Here is an 18,172-nt window from a genome sequence, read left to right as displayed (position 1 = left end):
ATGAACCTTCCATTGTGGCGCCTCGCGCAACGCTTCCTCGCCGCCATACTGGCCTGCATCGGCAGCAATCTGCTGGTGACGGCCAGCTACGTCGCCCAGGCCCTGTGCCTGGCGATGGCGGTGCGCGCACTGTACCAGCGCGATCCCGACTGGCTGGTGTGGCTGGCCGCGTATGCCGCGCTGGCCGTGGTACGCACGCTGCTGATGTGGATCAGCGAGCGCGCCGCGCAACGGGCTGCCGCAACGGTCAAGTTCCGCCTGCGCGCCGAGCTGCTTGAACCGGCGCTGCGGGCGCCGGCCGGAGTCAACGAGGCGGAGTTGCAAAACACGCTCATCAACGGCGTGCAAGCGCTGGAGACCTACTACAGCCGCTATATTCCGGCGCTGTTCGGGGCACTGCTCGGCTGCGGCGCGATCATCGCCTACCTGGCCTGGCTGGACCCGGCCTCGGCGCTGGTGCTGGCCGTGTGCGCCCTCGCCCTGCCCGTGTCCGACCGGCTCTGGCTGCGCTGGCGCCGCCCGCAGGCCACCGGCTTGTTCGGCAGCATGGGCCGCTTCGCCGCCTATCTGCAAGACAGCCTGCAGGGCGTGGAAACCCTGAAGGCCTGCGGCGCCAGCGCGGCCCGACGCCGTGTGCTGGCCGGCCACGCGCACGCGCTGCGGCAGCAGGCGATGTCGGTGCTGTACCTGGTCCTGATGCGCAACGGCCTGACCGGGCTGTTCGGCCTGGGCGCGGTCGCGCTGGTGCTGGGCATGAACGTGGTGCGCAGCGCGAACGGCAGCCTCGCTCTGGACAGCCTGCTCATCATCCTGTTCCTGGCGCGTGAAAGCTTCCGCCCGCTCGACAGCCTGGACAAAGGCTTCCACACGGCCTGGGGCGCCGCCAGCGCGATCAAGCCGGTCACCGCGCTGCTGGAGGCTCACACCCAAACGCCGCCGCAATGGCAGCCTCCAGCGCAACCGAGCACGGCGTCGACCTCGTATGCGCTGCGCTTCGAAGGCGTGCATTTCAGCTGGCCCGCCAACGCCGAGTCGGCCGTGAGCGACCTGAATTTCACCATCGGGGAGCGGGAATTCGTCGCCGTGGTCGGCGCCTCCGGCGCCGGCAAATCGACGCTGGCCGCGCTGGCCTTGGGCTTCGCAGCGCCGCAACAGGGCGAGATCAGCCTGGGCGGCCGGTCCATGCGGCGCTACTCGCAAGAGCAATGGCGCGCCTACTTCAGCGCGGTGCTGCAAGACAGCACGCTCTTCTCCGGCACCATCACGTCCAATCTGCTGCTGGCCGATCCGCACGCCAGCATCGAGGCCATGTATGAGGCGACTCGTCTGGCCGGCCTGCACGAGGAAATCCTGCGCATGCCGCAAGCCTACGCGACCGAGATCGGCGAGCGCGGCAACGCGCTTTCCGGCGGCCAGCGGCAGCGCCTGGCATTGGCGCGGGCGTGGCTGAAGGACGCGCCCATCCTCGTGCTCGACGAAGCCACCGCGCATGTGGAAGCGGCCAGCGAGGAAGCGATCAGCGCCGCCATCGCCCGCTACACCGGGCGGCGCAGCCTGCTGGTCATCGCCCATCGCCTGGATACGCTGCAACGCGCCGACCGCATCCTGGTGATGGAACGCGGCCGCATCGTCGAACAGGGCAACCACCAGCAATTGATAGCGCGGAACGGGGCCTACGCCCGCCTGTACGCCGCCCAGCAAACCACCGAAACAACGGGAGCCGAACATGGATGAGGTCTTAGGCATATCGCCGCAATTGAGCCGCAGCGGCCGGCCCGCATGGCGCGAACGCATCGCCGCCTATCTGGCGCTGGTGCAGCTGGCGCGCACGCAAAGCCGCCTGCTGAGCCTGACGTTGTGCGCCAGCGTGCTGTCCCAGGCCGGCATCATCGGCTGCCTGGCGCTGGGCGCTTGGCTGACCGGACTCGCTTGCGCCGGCCAGGCGCCGGAGCCGCTCTATCTGGTGGCGCTGGCGGCGACGGTAATCGCCGGCGCGCTGGCGCGCTGGTGGCAGGCCGACGTGTCGCACCGGCTGGCCTTCGCGCTGATCGAAACCCTGCAAGTCGGCATCTACTCCGGTCTGGAGCGGGCCGCCCCGCTGCCCGGCACCCGCAGCGGCGACCTGGCCAGCATCGCGACCCAGGATGCGCAAACGATGGAACACTTCTTCGCCCACTTCCTCGGCGACCTGCTGGCGGCCGTGCTGCTGCCGCTGTTCGCCTTGCTGCTGCTGGCCTTGATCGATCCGCTGTTGGCGCTGGCCTGGCTGCCGCTGCTGCCTTTGCTGGCCTCCGTGCCGCTGTGGCTGGGATGGCGCGCAGAAGTCCAGGGCCGGCAGCTGGCGGCCGTGCAGTCGCGGCTCAATGCCGACGTGGCGGAAGGCTTGCAGGGGCGGAAGGAATTCGCCGTGTTCGGGCAAGAGGACCGCTGGCTGCACAAGCTGGCGTCGAACGTGCAGAGCTTGCAGACGGCGCAGAAGAAGTACGCCGCCCGCGCCGGCCTTGAACAGGCAGCCATCGAATTGCTGCAAGCCGGCGCGGTCGTGCTGGTGGCTTGGGCTGCGGGGCATCTGGTGCTCAACCTGAGCGTGCCTCCCGCCCTGCTGCCGCTGGTGCTGGTGCTGGCCGCCACGGCTGCTGTGCCGCTGGCCGAACTAGCCCAAAGCGCCCGCAAGCTGGGCGAGTTGAAGGCGGCGGCGCAACGCATCCTCCATGTGCTGGAGCTGCCCGAGCGCATACCGGACACCGGCCACGCCACGCCCGGCAACGCCACGCTGAACTTCCGTCAGGTCGGCTTCAGCTATGCGGAGCGCCAGGTGCTGCACGGCGTAGATTTCGAATTGCGGCCCGGCGAGATCGTCGCGCTGGTCGGCGCATCCGGCGTCGGCAAGAGCACCTGCGGCAAGCTGATGCTGCGCTTCTTCGACGTGCAGGCCGGACAGATCTGCATCGGCGACACGGATATCCGCGACCTGTCGCTGGCCAAGCTGCGCCAGACGGTGGCCTATGTGCCGCAGGATGTCTACCTGTTCGAAGACAGCGTCGCCAACAATATCCGCCTCGGCCGTCCCGACGCCAGCATGGCCGACGTGGAACGGGTGGCCCGGCTGGCGCAGGCGCATGACTTCATCTGCCGCCTGCCGCAGGGTTACGACACACCGTGCGGCGTGCGCGCCAGCCGTCTGTCCGGCGGCCAGGCGCAGCGCATCGCGATTGCGCGCGCGCTGCTGCAACAGGCGCCGATTCTGGTGCTGGACGAAGCAACCTCGCACATCGACACCGTCGGCGAGCTGGCCCTGCACAAGGCGCTCGACACCCTGCGCGCCGGACACGGCATTTTGCTGATCGCGCACCGCCCGTCCACGATACGCCAGGCCGACCGCATTCTCGTGCTGGAGCACGGGCGCGTCGTCGAGCAAGGCAATCACGCCGAATTACTGGCGCGTCAGGGCGCGTACGCGCGCCTTCTTTCCAATGAGTCCACATAAAGGTTATGCAGTATGAGTGCAGATAGTTGGCAGCATCCGTTGTCGTCCCGTATTCCGTTCCGCTTGGCCGGCCCTTGCCTCTTCGGCATCGGCCTGGCCCTGATCCAGCCAGCCAGGGCCGACGACCCGCAGCCCGCTTCAACCGCTCAAACCAAGCAACTGGAAACCATCAACGTCAGCGCCAGACGGCATGACGAGCCCGATTACTCGGTGCCGATCAGCCTTCAAGCCTTCACCGCTGAGGACTTGAGTTGGCGCATCAGCCCCGGCCAGAGCAATGCCAGCCTGGCCCGCAGCGTGCCCAATCTCAGCTTCGTCGATCTGGGGACAACCTACAGCAACGTGTTCACCATACGCGGCGTGGGTTCCTTCATGCCGCTGTCCAGCGACGACAGCTCGGTCGTGGTGTACCTGAACGACGTGCCGCGCGCCGCCACCGGCGCCTCGCCCAACCTGCTCGATGTGGAGCGGGTCGAAGTCCTGCGCGGCCCGCAAGGCACGCTGTTCGGCCGCAACACGCAGGGCGGCGCGATCCAGATCATCCCGAACGCGCCCGAGTTCAAGCGCAGTTTCAGCACCACGCTGGAGTTGGGCGAACACGGCCACGTATCCACCGATGTGGTGGCGAACACGCCGCTGGCGGACAAAGTGGCGGTGCGGCTGGCGGTGCGCTATGCCGACCAGGATGGCCGGATACCGAATCTTTCGACCGGGACCAGGGATGGCGCCGTGCGCCTGGGTGTGGCGCGCGCCTCGCTGCTGTGGGGCGTGGATGACCGCACGCTGGTCAGCGCGATGGTCTTCCAGGATCAGACGCGCAGCAGCGTGTCGCGCTTCGTCTGGCGGGAAAATCCAGCCTTTCCGCAAATCGCGCAAGACACCGAGACGCTGGGGCAATGGCGCGACAGCGGCGCCAGCATCCGGCTGGAACACGATTTCCCGTTGTTCAAATTGACGGCGGTCAGCAGCTACCAGGACTCCAGCAACCGCCAGGTCTTCGACCTGAGCGACGCGCTGATCAGCGTCGCCATGACGCACCGGCCGGCGGCAACATTCAACGTGCCGGGTGCGGACATGAGCTCGATGAACCTGCATGAAAAAACCATGATGCAGGAGTTGCGCCTGAACGCGCCGGCCGACAGCGCGCTGCAATGGACGGCGGGCCTGAATTACTTCCGCTCGGACTTCGACAACACGACCGTGGCGCGCGCCTCGCCGGCCGCGTTCAGCTTCGTCAGCACCCAGAACGGCCGCCAGTACAACCGCACGCGCACCGGCAGCACCTCGCTGTTCGGCGAGGCCAACGTGCCACTGGCCGCCAACATCAGCGGCATCGCCGGCCTGCGCTACACGACCGAGCACAAGTCCGCGAGCTATGTCTTCGACGGCAACGGCAATCCCATGGTCGTGCCGCATTTTGACGGCAGGGAAGAACTGGACGCCAATCTCCTGACCGGACGGCTGGGACTATCGCACGACGACAAGCGTGGTACGCTGTTCTACGCCACAGCGGCACGTGGCGCCTCCGCTCCAGGCTACTCGGCGCTGTCCACCAGCAGCCCGCGCGGCAAGCTGGAGCCGGCCTTCCCCGAATCCAGCAACTGGACTTACGAAGCCGGCTTCAAATCCCGCGCGCTGGCGGCCGGCCTGGATGTGCGCGCGGCCGTGTTCTACAACGACGTGAAGAACGGCCACCTGGTCGTCTTCGATCCCAGCCAGGCGCTGTTGCGTCCGGTATCGCTGGACTACCGCAGCCAGGGCGCGGAGCTGGAACTGGAAGCACAGGCCACGCCGCGTCTGCACCTGCGCGCCGGCCTGGGATACACCAACGGCAAGCTGGCCCACGTGCCGCCACAACACCTGTCCGGCGCGAAGAGCGGCGCCCCACTGCCCAACGTCCCCAAGTACAGCATCGACCTGGCTGCCGACTACACCGCCGACACCCGGCTGTTCGGACTTGCCGGTCAGCTCAAAAGCAACGTCGGCTGGCAGTTCGTGAGCCAGCGCAGCGCCGACATCAAGCAGAGTTTCTACCTGCCCGGCTACGCGCTGCTGAACGCCCGCCTGAGCTGGCAACATCGGGACTGGAACCTCTACACCTACGCCAACAACCTCGCCAACCGGACCTACGCCATGACCGGACAAGCCTGGTCGGCCGGCGTGAATTCAGTCCGCCCGGGCCAAGGCCGCGAGCTCGGTCTCGGCGCCATCAAACAATTTTAAGGAAAGGACCGCCATGCTCGACACGATCGTAGACGGCGCCGTCAAAGCGCCGGCCGCGCGCCCAAGCCATACCTGGCCCATCCTCGGCGCGATAGTGGTGATCTACCTGGCGCTGGGCACCATCATGGGCTTTCTGCAAGGCCTGGGACCGGTGCTGCGCGGCCAGGGCATCCCCCTGCGCGATATGCGCGGGCTGTTTCTGGTGCTGATACCCTTCGGCCTGGCATTCTTGTGGGCGCCCTGGGTGGACCGCTTGCGCTGGCCATGGCTGCGGCATCGCAGCGGCTGGATCTTGAGCATGCAGGCACTGGCGCTGCTGGCGGTGGTCACCATGGCCGGCATGCCGATGCCGACCACGTCATGGTGGCCTACGCTGATCCTGGCCTGCGTCGCCACCGCTGCGGTGGCGACCACCGATCTGGCGGTGGATGCCTTCTGCGTCGAGCACGTCAACGCCGCGCACCGCGCACGCGCGGCGGCGGCCAAGATGGGCGGGATTTCCATAGGCGTCTTTGTGGGCGGCGGCGTCATCGTCGGCGAATACGCGCGCTTGCAATGGCAAGACAGCCTGTTGTGCATCGCCGCCATACTGGCGCTGGCCTGCGTGCCGGTGCGCAGCCTGTCGGTGCGGGAACGCGGCGGCCGCACGGCAGCTCATCGCGCCAACGCGGCGGGACAGGCCAACCCGTCCAGCCTGCGCTCGGCCCTGCGCGACCAGGTCTTGCGGCAACGGCTGCTGCGCGTCACCCTCGTCACGTGCAGCCTGCTGGCACTGTTCAGTTTCAACCGCCTGCTGCTGACCGACATGGGCGTGCCGCTGGCGCGCATCGCCTGGCTGCTGGGCACCATCACGCCGCTGGCGAACGCCATCGCCTGCCTGTTCACGCCCTGGCTGTGCCGACGCTGGCCGGCGCGCGTAGTGGCGTGGTGGGCGGCAGGATTCGGCATCTGCGCGACCTTGCTGCTGGCCGCCGCCTACTGGAACCAGCAGCAGGATCTGGCGATCGCCGCGGCAATTGCCAGCAGCGCCGCAGCCGCCGCGCTCTACGTGGTGCTGGCCAGCCTGATCCTCGGATGGGCCGACCAGCGCCGCGCCGCCACCGACTACGCGCTGCTGTACGGACTGGGGCGCCTGTTCGCGACGATAACGCTGCTGCTCCTGCCCGCCTGGATCGCGCACATCGGCTGGATACGGTTCTTGCTGGTCGATGCCACCGCATTCCTGATCGCGCTGACGCTGCTGCTACGCCTGCCGCCGAACGAGGCCGGGAGAACATAAAAGTCCGATACAAATGAACAGTGCGGCTCCGGCTCAGTGTCAGCTAAGCCGGAGCGGTTATAGTCATGTGCCGCCATCACATTGGATTTCCATGACTACCCTGAACACCGATCTGTTCCTGCTACTGGCCGCGCCGCATACGCCCCCGCCGATGGTGCTGGCCGCCGCCATCGCATTGGCCGAGGTGGCCATCCTGGCCGTGCCACTGCTGCTGGTGACGGGATGGCTGCGCGGCCGCCCGGCCTGGCGCCAGGCGGCGCTGGAGGCATGCCTGGCGGCCGCCGTCGCACTCGGGCTGGCGCAGCTGGCCGGCCTGATATTCCCCCACAATCGCCCGTTCATGGACGGCATCGCCCACGCCTGGGTTGCGCACGCGCCGGACGCCTCCTTCCCCAGCGACCATCTGACGCTACTGTGGTCCGTGGCGTTGAGCCTGTGTCTGCACCCTGCGACCCGCCGCGCCGGCGTTGGGCTGGCCCTGCTGGGCGTGCCGATGGCTTGGGCGCGCATCTACATCGGGGTCCACTACCCTGCCGACATGGCCGGCGCGCTGTTGATCGGCGCCATCGGCGCCTGCGTGGCGCGACAATTGGGCGCGCTGCCGGCGCTGGTCTGCCCGCCGGCCGAGCGCGTGTACCGCAGCCTGTTCCGGCCATTGATCCAGCGCGGCTGGGTACGGGAGTAAGCCATGCGTGTGCTGCTGGTCGAGGACGACCCGATGATAGGCGCGGCCGCGCATGCGGCGCTCAAGGCCGCCTCCTATGCGGCCGACTGGGTGCGCAACGGCCAAAGCGCGCTCGACACGCTTGCTTGCCAGCACTACGACCTGGTGCTGCTGGACCTGGGCTTGCCGGGCAAGGATGGCATGGCCGTGCTGCGCGCCCTGCGTGCGTCCGGCAACGAAGTGCCGTTGCTGATTATCACCGCGCGCGACGGCCTCGATGAACGCATCGAAGGCCTGGACAATGGCGCCGACGACTACGTGCCCAAGCCGTTCGAGATGAGCGAGCTGCTGGCGCGCATGCGCGCCGTGATGCGCCGCAAGGGGGGCAGCGCCGCGCCGGTGCTGAGCAACGGCGTGTTGACGCTTGATCCGGCCACGCGCCAGGCGTCCAGCGGCGAACTCACGGCGCAGCTGTCGAACCGCGAGTTCGCGCTGCTGCAGGCGCTGATGCGGCGTCCCGGCGCCATCCTGTCGCGCAGCGAACTGGAGGAACGCATCTACGGCTGGGGCGAGGAAGTGGAAAGCAACGCGGTCGAATTCCTGATTCATTCGCTGCGCAAGAAGTTCGGCGCGGGCGCCATCAAAAACGTCAGGGGGGTCGGATGGATGGTCGACAAAAGCATCTGAAGGATTCGCTGCAGCTGCGGCTGTCGCTGTGGCTGACCGGCGGCATCCTGGCGGTAGCCGTGCCGGCCGCCGCGCTGTCGTTCGTGGCCGCCTATGACGAGGCCAACGAACTGCAGGACGACACGCTGCGCCACGTGCACGCGCTGTTCGACCAGCACCGGCTGGTCGCGACGCCGCTCCGCGCGGCAGACAGCAATCCATTTGCCGGCGGCGACGAGACGCGCGTGGTGGTGCAGTTGCTGCCGTCGCAACCGGTACAGGCACCGGACCAGCGGACGGCCGACGAACCGTTGCAGCAGCTGGCCGCCCTGCCCGACGGCATCCACCGCCGCACCATCGCCGGCACGCCCTACCGCATCCTGTTGCAACGGCTGTCCACCGGCGAGCGGCTGGCGGTAGCCCAGGCGGCGGCGGTGCGCGACGAGATCGCGCTGGAAGGCGCCCTGCGCACATTGCTGCCGCTGCTGGTGTTGCTGCCGCTGCTGCCATTGCTGGTGGTGCTGATGTTGCGGCGCGGCTTTCGTCCCATCGCCACGCTGGCCGGCGATATCGACCGCCGCAGCGAGCATGAACTGCAGCCGCTGACGCCGGACTTCCTGCCGTCAGAAATGCGCCCCTTCGTTACCGCCATCAACCGACTGCTGGAGCGTGTCGCGCAAGCCATGCAGGCGCAGCGCCGCTTCGTCGCCGACGCCGCCCACGAACTGCGCTCGCCGATGACGGCGCTGTCACTGCAAGCCGAGGCGCTGGCCGACAGCGATTTGTCGCCGGCAGCGCAAGCCAAGGTGGCGACGCTGCGCTCCGGCCTGCGGCGCGGCCGCGACCTGCTGGAACAGCTGCTGTCGCTGGCCCGCGTTCAGGCCTCGCCAGCGCCGGCCGCTGAGCGCGTGTCGCTGCTGCACGTGTTCCGGCTGGTGCTGGAAGACCTGATGCCGCTGGCGCAGGCGCGCAACATCGATCTGGGCGTCACCAGCGACATCGACGCCGCGCCGCTGGCGAGCGAAGTCGATCTGCTGCTGATGGTGCGCAACCTGGTCGACAACGCCATCCGCCACACGCCCGACGGCGGCCGCGTGGACCTGGCGGTGCTGACCGGTGCGGAGGGCATCAGCGTGGAAGTGTGCGACTCCGGCCCCGGCATCGCTCCGGAAGAACGGGAGCGCGTGTTCGATCCCTTCTATCGCGCGCTGGGCAATGCACACACGGGATCGGGGCTGGGCTTGTCTATCGTGGCTGCGGTGGCGCGCCGCCTGGGCGCGCGCGTGACGCTGGACTATGTTGACCGGCAGGTGCCGGCCGGACTACGGGCCAGCATCCTGTTCAGCCGCTGAAGCGCTTACTTCGCCTGCGCCTTGTCGATCGCCGCCAGCAGGTCCGTCATCGCAGCCTTGCAGGCGGCGGCATCCGGACGACTGGCGCGCAGCGCGTCCAGCGCGCGATCGATCGCCTTGTCGACCACGTGCCAATCGGCGGCCGCGCGCGGCTTCAGACCGGCCTCGGCCTCGTCCCACGTGGTCTCCAGATCCTTGATGCGTTTCTTGCCGCCGGCCAGGTCGCCGGCATCGACAAGCTTGGCCGTGTCCTGGGCGATGGTGCGGAATTTCCCCAGGTCGCCCAGCTTGGCGCTGCTGGCAGCCTGCGCGGCCGGCAACAGCGGATTGGTCGGCGCAATGGCGGCCACCGCCAGGGTGACGGCCGCAACGGCCGCGATGATGGCGCGCTTGTAGATGTGGTTTTGCATGTCTGCTCCTCTTGGTTGAAAAATGAATGTCAGTTGGCTCGAACGGTAGGCGGCGTCCTGCTCACGAACGCCACCAGGGCGGCAATCGCCAGCAGGAACACGATGCTGGTGTTGACTGCACCCCAGCCGATGCCGCCGTATTCGGTGGATTGCGACAGCAGGTCGCCCAGCGAAGCGCCCAACGGACGCGTCAGAATGTAGGCCAGCCAGAACGTCAGCACCGGATTGGCGCCGTTGCGCTTGGCTGCGTAGATGATCGCGATCAGCATGCCGAACGCCAGCACGCCCAGCCGGAAGCCCAGCGCCAGCTCCTCCGTGGCCAGGTCGCCGGCCGCCGTGCCCAGCGCGAAGGTCAGCAGGATCGCCGCCCAGTAGAAACGTTCGCGGCGTCCGGTGTTGATGGTGGTGACGGACAGCGTACGTTCGCTGCGGTACCAGGCGGCAAACAGCAGGGCCAACAGAACGCCAAAGACGGCCGTGCTGAGGTACAGGCTCACGCCCAGGCGGTCGGTCAGCGCGTCGGTGATCTGGGTGCCCGCCACACTGAGCAGCACCACGCACAGCCAGTACAGCCAGGGCACGAAGCGCCCAGCGCGTAGTTGCGCCACCAGTGCGGCGGCCAGCAGCGCTGCGGTGATGCCGCCGGTGACGGCCGTGCCCAGGCCGGCGTTCACCGCCAGATAGTCGGCGCCAGTCTCGCCGACGGTGGTGGACAGGATCTTGATGACCCAAAAGCTCAGCACGGCCACCGGCGCCTTGTTGACCATGGCGACGGGCGCGGTAATTGGTTGATTCATGCAACACCTTGTCGAAGTTGAAGTGGGAGCGTGCAGACCATCATAGAGACTGACAATTAGCAGTCCATTAGCCTGGAAAAGTCGGAATTAATAGTCGCTTTTATGGCGCACAAATTCTCGCCGACATAATGCCGACCGCGATACAAATAACAAGCAAATTAATAGCCTTGACCCGCGTCAAGTTAATTAAAAATATATAAAAATTCACGTTGGAATAAGCCAACACAGACGTTATCTTTTTGAAAATTAATGCAATACTACCCATTCCGGTGCGCCGTTATTACGCGCACCTGATTCCCTCCAGAGTTATCACCATCCTCCACTTGTTACTATTGGAAAGGTAGTGTTATGCCTGTCGATAAAATAAATAAGCCCGCATCCGTTTTTCAACAAACATATGACGTGATAGTCATAGGCGGCGGCCCGATGGGGCTCGCCACCGCGTATTACAACAGCAAGCGTTCCGCTTCCACGCTGGTTCTGGAACAGTTCACCTTCTTCAACCAGCAAGGCAGTTCGGCCGGTGTTTCCCGCCAGTTCCGCATTCCCTACCCGGATGAATACATGGTGAAGATGGCCGAGGATGCCCTGCCCTACTGGGCTGAGCTGCAAACCCACAGCCAGGAACAACTGCTGACGACGGTCGGCACCTTGTGGTTTGGCGACCCGACCGTCCAGTCCACGGAGGGCAATATCGCCGCCGCGGAGTTGGCCATGCAGGCGCAGGACGTGCCGTACACCTCACTGACCGTCGGGGAAATCGAAGAACGCTATCATTTCAAAGACTTGCCGTCGAATTACCGGGGCCTGTTCCAGGCCGATGGCGCCAGCATCGACTTGCTGGCCACCCAGCGCACGCTATACGACTGCAATCTCGCCAGCCCCCTCGTGACGATGCTTGATCAGTCGCCGGTCATCGGCATTCAGCAATCCGATCAGCTGTTCATGGTGACGACTCCCGGCGGCACTTACGTCGGCAAGAAGCTGGTGATCGTTCCGGGGCCTTATATTAACGACGTCATTAACCTGCTCGATTTCAGAATTGAAGCGACGTATTGGAACATGGCCTCGGCCTATTTCAAAAAAACCGACCCCGCCATTCAATATCCGACCTGGTTTGTTTTCCAGCAGCCTGAAGGCAACAGCGGTAATCAATTCTACGGTTTTCCCGAGGTTGAATGGAATTACCCCGACTATATCCGGGTTGCGCCGGACTTCGTGATGACGCCCCTGTCCGATCCCAACCAGGCCAGCTTTGTCCCCAACCCCGAGGAATTGGCGTACACCTCCGAATGGGTGCGCAAGCATATGACCGGGCTTGATCCCACTCCGCATTACAAGTCCACCTGTCTGGTGGCGCTGAGCACTATCGCCGGCAAGGAAATGCTGATCGACTTTGCCCCGAGCTACGTGCCCAACCACAAGAACATCGTCATGTATGCCACCGGCTGGGCCGCCAAGTTCGTGCCGCTGCTGGGCAGCATTCTGTCGGAGATGGCGATCGACGGCAAAAGCTCATACGACATCTCGCACTTCCAGACCGGCCAGCTCTACTTCAGAAGCATGTAAATAATTTATCCACTTATATCGGGAGTCCAAAATGGTTGACAAGAACACGGCATTGAACACCGGCTTGCAGGATGGATTGAAACTCGACGTGGCCATCGTGGGCGCCGGCATTTCCGGCATCTACAGCGCCTACCGCCTGACCACGGAAGGCGCCAGCACCGGCAGCCAGGTACAGGTCTTCGACATGAACACCCGCATCGCCGGGCGGCTTGAATCGGTACGCCTGCCCGGCATGCCGACGGTACAGGGCGAGCTGGGCGGCATGCGCTACCTGACCTCGCAAAAAATCGTCACCACGCTGATCGAAGAGGTCTTCGCCGATCAGATGGAAGCGATTGATTTTCCGATGGGCGATCCGGCATATCTGTACATGTACTTGCGCAAAGACCGCTGCAAGCAAAACGCCTGGACGGAAGCGCAGAGCAAGGGGCAGAAGCTGCTGACCCGCTACTACCTGGACGACGACGACATCGGCTTCAGCGCCGACCAGCTGTTCAGCAAAGTGATCTACGACGTGCTGACCGCGGATCCGTGGTTCCGCGAGAATTTCGGCCAGCACGTCCGCCAGGTCGACGCCTATAACTACGTCATCGAACTGACGCTGCGGCAATGGGACGAGATCAAGCCCTACCTGACCTACCAATTCGAAGGCTCACCGTACGACAAGCGCCTCGTCAACGACATCGGCTTCTGGAATCTGCTCAAGGACCAGGTATCGCAGGAGGGCTATACCTTCCTGTCGACCGCCGGCGGCTACTACTCCAACACCATCAACTGGAACGCGGCGGAAGCCTTCCCCTACATGATCGGCGACTTCTCCGCCGGGGCCGAATACAAGACCATCGCCGAGGGCTTCGACAGCACGGTCTATGCGATGGCGAACGAATATATGCGTCACGAAGGCGCATGCATCTGGTCCGAAAACAAGCTGCTGACCTTCAACCAGCAACACCCGCAGAGCGCCACCCACCGCTATGAACTGGTCTTCCTCAACCTGCGCTCGAACCAGCAATGGCGGGTGTATGCCAACCGGCTGGTGCTGGCGATGCCGCGGCACTCGCTGGAGCTTCTGGACCAGGATAACTTCTTCTTCAACGTCAATGAAAACACCGAGCTGAACAAAAACATTCGCTCGGTCATCAAGGAGCCGGCATTCAAGATCCTGATGGGATTCGACACGCCGTGGTGGCGGGAGCTGGGCATCACCGCCGGCCATTCCATCACCGACCTGCCGATGCGTCAGTGCTACTACTTCGGAACCGCGAAAGTGACCGACCATTCGATGCTGCTCGGCAGCTACGGGGACATGGAGACGGAGACGTTCTGGAAGGCCTTGTCCGACGATCCGGTGAAGTTCCGTCCACGCGCGACCAAGATGGCGTCGCAGCGTGAAGTCGAAGCGCTGAACGACGTTGCCGCGAGCGACACGATGGTCAAGGAGATCGTCAAGGAATTACGCGAATTGCACGGCGTTGGCATTCCCCTGCCCTACGTTACCTGGTTCAAGGACTGGGGCGACGACCCGTTCGGCGCCGGCTATCATGCGTGGAAAGCCGGCTACAAGGTGCAGGATGTGATGCCCTACATGCGCAAGCCCTTGGCGACAGAAGACATACACATCTGCGGCGAAGCCTATTCGGACCAGCAAGGCTGGGTAGAAGGCGCCTTCTGCGAGGCCGAGAAAATGCTGCAGTCCTACTTCGGCCTGCCGCGCCCGAGCTGGTTGCCGGCTGACTACTACCTGGGCTGGTAGAGCGCCATGCCCGTAAGTTGCGCAGCAGCTTACGGGCAATCGCCATGCTGAAGTGATGTTTATTATCACCATAAATAATTCTTGACAGAAATATTTCAATGAGTACAATAACTTTAAAACAAGTAGTGTCTCACGCAAGGATTAACACTCCTCCATCCATATAAAAAAAGGACTGCCGCATATGGCGAATGATTTAGACGAAACAACCGGCCCGATCAACCATGAAGGCCGCGATATCAATGTAATCAACAAACAGATTCCCGTTCAAATTGGTACCGGCTCCCTGATCTTCGAGATTGCGCTTTGGACTGTCGGGACAATTCCCGGCATCATTTCCCTGGCAACTGGCGCGCGGCCGCAGCTGCATAGCATCGGATTCATCGTGGCAGGCGTTCTGCCGGGCCTGATTTTCTTGTTCATGAAAATCAACGCCCTGGCCTATCTGCGCAAACTGCAGCAAAAAATTCAGGCCGACGCATCTCAAATCGACAACTACCTGGAACAACGGGTCGTCATCCTTAACAACGTGGTTGGCCTGGTGGCCAAGGCGATCGATCTCGACAAGGATGTGATGAAGTCGGTGGCGGCATACCGCAGCGGTCAAGGCGGCAGTTCCGACGCTCAGCGCAATGCGGCCGCACAACAGATCGACGGGATTTTTTCACGCATCGGTATCGCGTGCGAGTCGTATCCAGACCTGAAGGCGCAAGCCGTTATTGCTGATGCGATGCGACAAAACAGCTATCTCCAAAAAGAAATCACCGCTGCGCGCACGCTGTACAACGACACCGTCTCGATATGGAACCAGGACGTGTTTGCCTGGCCCGCCAAGCAGATCGTTGCCGCCCGCGCCGGCTTCACCACTCGCATTCCATTTACGGCCTCCGCCGAGACCAAGGCCGCCGCCAGGGGTACGTTCTTTTGATCGATGACGTTCACGAGCCGTTGGAGCAATACGCGGCCCATTTCAAAACTGCTCACATCGACAACACCTCCAGCTTCTTCGAAGACCTTGTACGCCAGTCCGGCGTGGACGAAGATGCCAATGCCAGGACCGTTCAGCAGCTGCGGCAGCTGGAACAGCAAGCAGGAGGAGCGAGTTCCACCAACAAATGGTGGCGCGTATTGCGAGGCCTGGTCATTGCGGCCACGCTGTCGGCGCTGGTGTATGTCTTCATGCATTATTCGCGGCCGTGGCTGCTGGCGCCCGCGGCAATTTCCGCACCGGCGCTCTACTGGCTGCATCGCGTCATCAAAGATTCCTATGCGCGGCTGAAACAGCTGGAACAGGCATGCAACGCCAAGCGCGCCGAAGCATGGGGACAGATGGCGCCGCTCAACCGGCTGTTTGACTGGGACATCACGGCCAAGCTGGTGCAGAAAACCGTGCCACGCATCGCCTTCGACCCGTATTTTTCCAACGGCCGCATGCAAGAACTGCGCAACAGCTTCGGCTGGTCCGGCGAGCTGGGAGGCGACGAGTCCATCATCTTCTCCCACAGCGGCGTACTCAACGGTAATCCATTCATTCTGGCGCGTACTCTGACGCATTGGATGGGCAGCAAAACGTATCACGGCTCGCTGGATATCAGCTGGACCGAGCAGGTTCGCGGCTCCGACGGCAAATACCACACCGAGACGCACCATGAGACGCTACGCGCATCGATTGAACAACCGTTTCCGGAATACGACAACCAGACATTTATCGTTTATGGCAACGAGGCCGCGCCCGATCTGTTGTTCAGCCGCAGCCCGTCGAAACTCTCCAAGCTGGAAGACGGCTTCTTCGACAGGCTGCGAAAAAATCGCGCCATTAAAAAGCTCGAAAACAAGTCGCGTGACGTGGGCGAAGGAAAGACGTTCACGGTGATGTCCAACCGCGAGTTCGACGCCCTGTTTGATGCAACCGACCGCAACCATGAGGTGCAGTTCCGGCTGTTGTTCACGCCACTGGCACAGCAGGAGATGCTGAAGCTGCTGAAGGACAGCGAGGTCGGCTATGGCGACGACTTCGAATTCAGCAAACGGAATATGATCAATATCGTGGAGCCAGCGCATATGCGCCCGACCGACATAGGCGGGGAACCGGAAAAATTCCACGCCTATGAACTGGCGCAGGCGCGTGCGTTCTTCAACACCTACCACAACGATTTTTTCCGCTCCTTCTATTTTGGCATCGCACCGCTGCTGGCCATACCGCTGTACCAGCAGCACCGACCTCATTCCGATATCTACAAGGATACCTACGCCAGCAAATCGTGCTTCTGGGAGCATGAGGCGATCGCGAATTACCATGGCGAGGCGGCGTTCAAACACCCTGACTGCGTTACCCGGAGCATCCTGAAGACCGCGGCAAAAGTCGACGCCGATGGATCGCAACGTGTGCGCGTCACGGCCAGCGGATACGGTAGCGTCGAGCGTGTCGACCATGTCTCAGTTCGGGGTGGAGATGGCCATAGCCACCGGGTCCCGGTCTACTGGAACGAGTATTACGATGTGCGCCAGGCAGCCGACATGGTAGTGAGGGAGAAAGCGCCCACCAGCGACGATGAAGCCGCATTGCGCAAGGCGTTTGAACAGCGCGGGGTCGAATACCAGAAGGCCGTCCTTCGCCGCTCCATTGTTTCGGCGGTGTTGCCCGCTTAGTCAGTCAATACGGTTCGAACTGAATGCCCGCCTTGCGCAGCTGGGAGACCATCAAGCTCTTCCAGGGTCCTTCCGGCGACCATACCCGCGCGACCGATTCATAGGCAAGCTCGGGCTTCTCGTGAAGGACGATGGCGCGATACAGGAAGGTCATGCTGGAGGCGCGCATATTGACCTGGCAATGGACCAGCACTTTGCGGTCACGCAGCCGCTCCATGGCCGCCACGAAGGACTGGAAGTCGGCCTCGGTGGGCTTGCCGAAGCCGATAGGAATGTTGATGAACTCTAGCCCCTGCCGGCGAACGATCTCCGCTTCGCCGGCAACGGCATCCGACACGGTCGGCGGCGCCAGATAGATGACTGCGCCAAAACCCTGCGCGGCCAGGCTGGCAAGTGCCTCGGCGCTGGGCTGGCCCGACGTGACGAGCCGGGGCGAGATCGCGACCACGTTCGGCGCCTCGATCACTACATCCGTCGCGGATGCCGTGCTGCATGTCAGAAGTCCGGTGAGCAGCGCGAGCACCGCCATTGCGCGCCTCGTTTCAGCCACGATATGGCCCCTTGACTTCACCCCAGCCCCACTTGGGCATGGGCGCATCCTGATCGGCTTGCGCCCCCGGTTGCGAGTTGATGACGGCCAGACGCGAACCCCACTCCAGATAGCCAACCAGCGCCGAGCGGAATTCCGGGTCGTCGGGCATGTCCAGCTCATCGGCTGTTTCCAGCAGCAAGGCAACCCAGCGGCGCCGCTGCTCCTGGGCCAGATGCCGGTTGAGATGCTGCTGAATCATATGCGGATGCCCTCCATACTGCTCGGAGTAGGTGGTGGGCCCGCCCAGAACTTCGGCAAGAAAGGCAGCAACGTGCGCGGGATGATCGCCGCCCATATGGGCAAACACGGGAGCCAGCAAGGTATCGCGCTTGACATGCTCGTAGAAGCGCGAGGTCAGACGACGCAGGGCATCGATGCCGCCCAGCCATTCGTACAGCGTAGGAGTGTTTTCGGACATGCGTAACCTTTCAAATGCGGGCTAAGGCATCCAGGGTAGCAGGTCAATCAACGCGCGCGGCACATTTTGCGCATTTCACGAGTCCCGTGCGGCCTATCGTCCAACCGCCCTCCCTCGCCGCCACAGCCGCCCGCTTGGCCCACTGTTCCATGGGATCATTGGCGACTTCTTCGAATTCAAAGAACGCGCGGCAGTCATAAGATTCACACACCAGCATGAATTCACAGAACAGCATTTCTTCCAGCAAGTCATTCAACATTGAGATGGCCTTCCAAATGTAGAAAAACCCCTGGCAGCAGGGGTTTTTCCATTATTA

The 18,172-nt window shown here is 63.6% G+C and carries 16 protein-coding genes; 11 read left to right on the top strand and 5 right to left on the bottom strand.

The features are described from left to right. From GEV02_RS00830 to GEV02_RS00800, 7 genes are all read left to right on the top strand, one after another. Positions 1 to 1,734, top strand: coding sequence for an ABC transporter ATP-binding protein/permease (locus tag GEV02_RS00830; protein ID WP_152836065.1), 1,734 nt, complete (start codon positions 1 to 3; stop codon positions 1,732 to 1,734). Continuing rightward, positions 1,727 to 3,487, top strand: a complete 1,761-nt coding sequence (locus tag GEV02_RS00825) for an ABC transporter ATP-binding protein (protein WP_152836064.1) — start codon at positions 1,727 to 1,729, stop codon at positions 3,485 to 3,487. The genes GEV02_RS00830 and GEV02_RS00825 overlap by 8 nt, the downstream gene beginning before the upstream one ends. Positions 3,488 to 3,499: 12 nt before the next feature. Further along, positions 3,500 to 5,710, top strand: a complete 2,211-nt coding sequence (locus tag GEV02_RS00820; RefSeq protein WP_152836063.1) for a TonB-dependent receptor — start codon at positions 3,500 to 3,502, stop codon at positions 5,708 to 5,710. A gap of 13 nt (positions 5,711 to 5,723) precedes the next feature. Next, positions 5,724 to 6,989, top strand: coding sequence for an MFS transporter (locus GEV02_RS00815; protein ID WP_152836062.1), 1,266 nt, complete (start codon positions 5,724 to 5,726; stop codon positions 6,987 to 6,989). A gap of 91 nt (positions 6,990 to 7,080) precedes the next feature. Beyond that, a complete protein-coding gene (locus GEV02_RS00810; RefSeq protein WP_174998913.1) occupies positions 7,081 to 7,674 on the top strand; it encodes an undecaprenyl-diphosphatase in 594 nt (197 codons plus the stop codon). Positions 7,675 to 7,677: 3 nt separating this feature from the next. Beyond that, on the top strand, positions 7,678 to 8,340 hold the full coding sequence (locus tag GEV02_RS00805; protein ID WP_152836060.1) for a response regulator transcription factor: 663 nt from the start codon (positions 7,678 to 7,680) through the stop codon (positions 8,338 to 8,340). Further along, positions 8,316 to 9,671: a sensor histidine kinase gene (locus tag GEV02_RS00800; protein ID WP_152836059.1), complete on the top strand. Its 1,356-nt coding sequence runs from the start codon at positions 8,316 to 8,318 to the stop codon at positions 9,669 to 9,671. Before GEV02_RS00805 ends, GEV02_RS00800 begins: the two co-directional genes overlap by 25 nt. Positions 9,672 to 9,676: 5 nt before the next feature. On the opposite strand, the gene GEV02_RS00795 is transcribed toward GEV02_RS00800, so the two are convergent. Together GEV02_RS00795 and GEV02_RS00790 are read right to left on the bottom strand one after the other, a co-directional pair. Continuing rightward, the gene (locus GEV02_RS00795) at positions 9,677 to 10,081 is read right to left on the bottom strand and encodes a histidine kinase (protein WP_152836058.1); all 405 of its coding nucleotides are present in this window, start codon (positions 10,079 to 10,081) and stop codon (positions 9,677 to 9,679) included. A gap of 29 nt (positions 10,082 to 10,110) precedes the next feature. Further along, complete coding sequence (locus GEV02_RS00790; protein ID WP_174998960.1) at positions 10,111 to 10,848, bottom strand: COG4705 family protein; 738 nt, start codon at positions 10,846 to 10,848, stop codon at positions 10,111 to 10,113. A gap of 378 nt (positions 10,849 to 11,226) precedes the next feature. On the opposite strand from GEV02_RS00790, the gene GEV02_RS00785 reads away from it, so the two are divergent. The 4 genes from GEV02_RS00785 to GEV02_RS00770 all read left to right on the top strand — a co-directional run bounded on the left by GEV02_RS00785 (position 11,227) and on the right by GEV02_RS00770 (position 16,846). After that, entirely contained in the window at positions 11,227 to 12,447 is a 1,221-nt protein-coding gene (locus GEV02_RS00785) for an FAD-dependent oxidoreductase (RefSeq protein ID WP_152836056.1), read from the top strand. A gap of 31 nt (positions 12,448 to 12,478) precedes the next feature. Further along, positions 12,479 to 14,200, top strand: a complete 1,722-nt coding sequence (locus tag GEV02_RS00780) for a flavin monoamine oxidase family protein (protein WP_152836055.1) — start codon at positions 12,479 to 12,481, stop codon at positions 14,198 to 14,200. Positions 14,201 to 14,381: 181 nt separating this feature from the next. Beyond that, on the top strand, positions 14,382 to 15,125 hold the full coding sequence (locus GEV02_RS00775; protein WP_152836054.1) for a LemA family protein: 744 nt from the start codon (positions 14,382 to 14,384) through the stop codon (positions 15,123 to 15,125). Beyond that, complete coding sequence (locus GEV02_RS00770) at positions 15,122 to 16,846, top strand: MAG1210 family protein (protein ID WP_152836053.1); 1,725 nt, start codon at positions 15,122 to 15,124, stop codon at positions 16,844 to 16,846. Before GEV02_RS00775 ends, GEV02_RS00770 begins: the two co-directional genes overlap by 4 nt. 4 nt (positions 16,847 to 16,850) lie before the next feature. Here GEV02_RS00770 and GEV02_RS00765 read toward each other — a convergent pair whose 3' ends face one another. The 3 genes from GEV02_RS00765 to GEV02_RS00755 are packed head-to-tail and all read right to left on the bottom strand — an operon-like array spanning position 16,851 to position 18,115. Then, a complete protein-coding gene (locus GEV02_RS00765; protein WP_174998911.1) occupies positions 16,851 to 17,375 on the bottom strand; it encodes a protein tyrosine phosphatase family protein in 525 nt (174 codons plus the stop codon). 13 nt (positions 17,376 to 17,388) lie between these two features. Next, positions 17,389 to 17,856, bottom strand: a complete 468-nt coding sequence (locus GEV02_RS00760) for a group II truncated hemoglobin (protein ID WP_152836051.1) — start codon at positions 17,854 to 17,856, stop codon at positions 17,389 to 17,391. Positions 17,857 to 17,899: 43 nt separating this feature from the next. Beyond that, a complete protein-coding gene (locus tag GEV02_RS00755; RefSeq protein WP_152836050.1) occupies positions 17,900 to 18,115 on the bottom strand; it encodes a hypothetical protein in 216 nt (71 codons plus the stop codon). Between the last annotated feature and the right edge of the window lie 57 nt (positions 18,116 to 18,172).

It is taken from the genome of Rugamonas aquatica, from assembly GCF_009380215.1.
GTDB lineage: Bacteria > Pseudomonadota > Gammaproteobacteria > Burkholderiales > Burkholderiaceae_D > Rugamonas > Rugamonas aquatica_B.
Note: the sequence above shows the minus strand (reverse complement) of the source record. Positions and strands in the feature narration are given on the sequence as shown.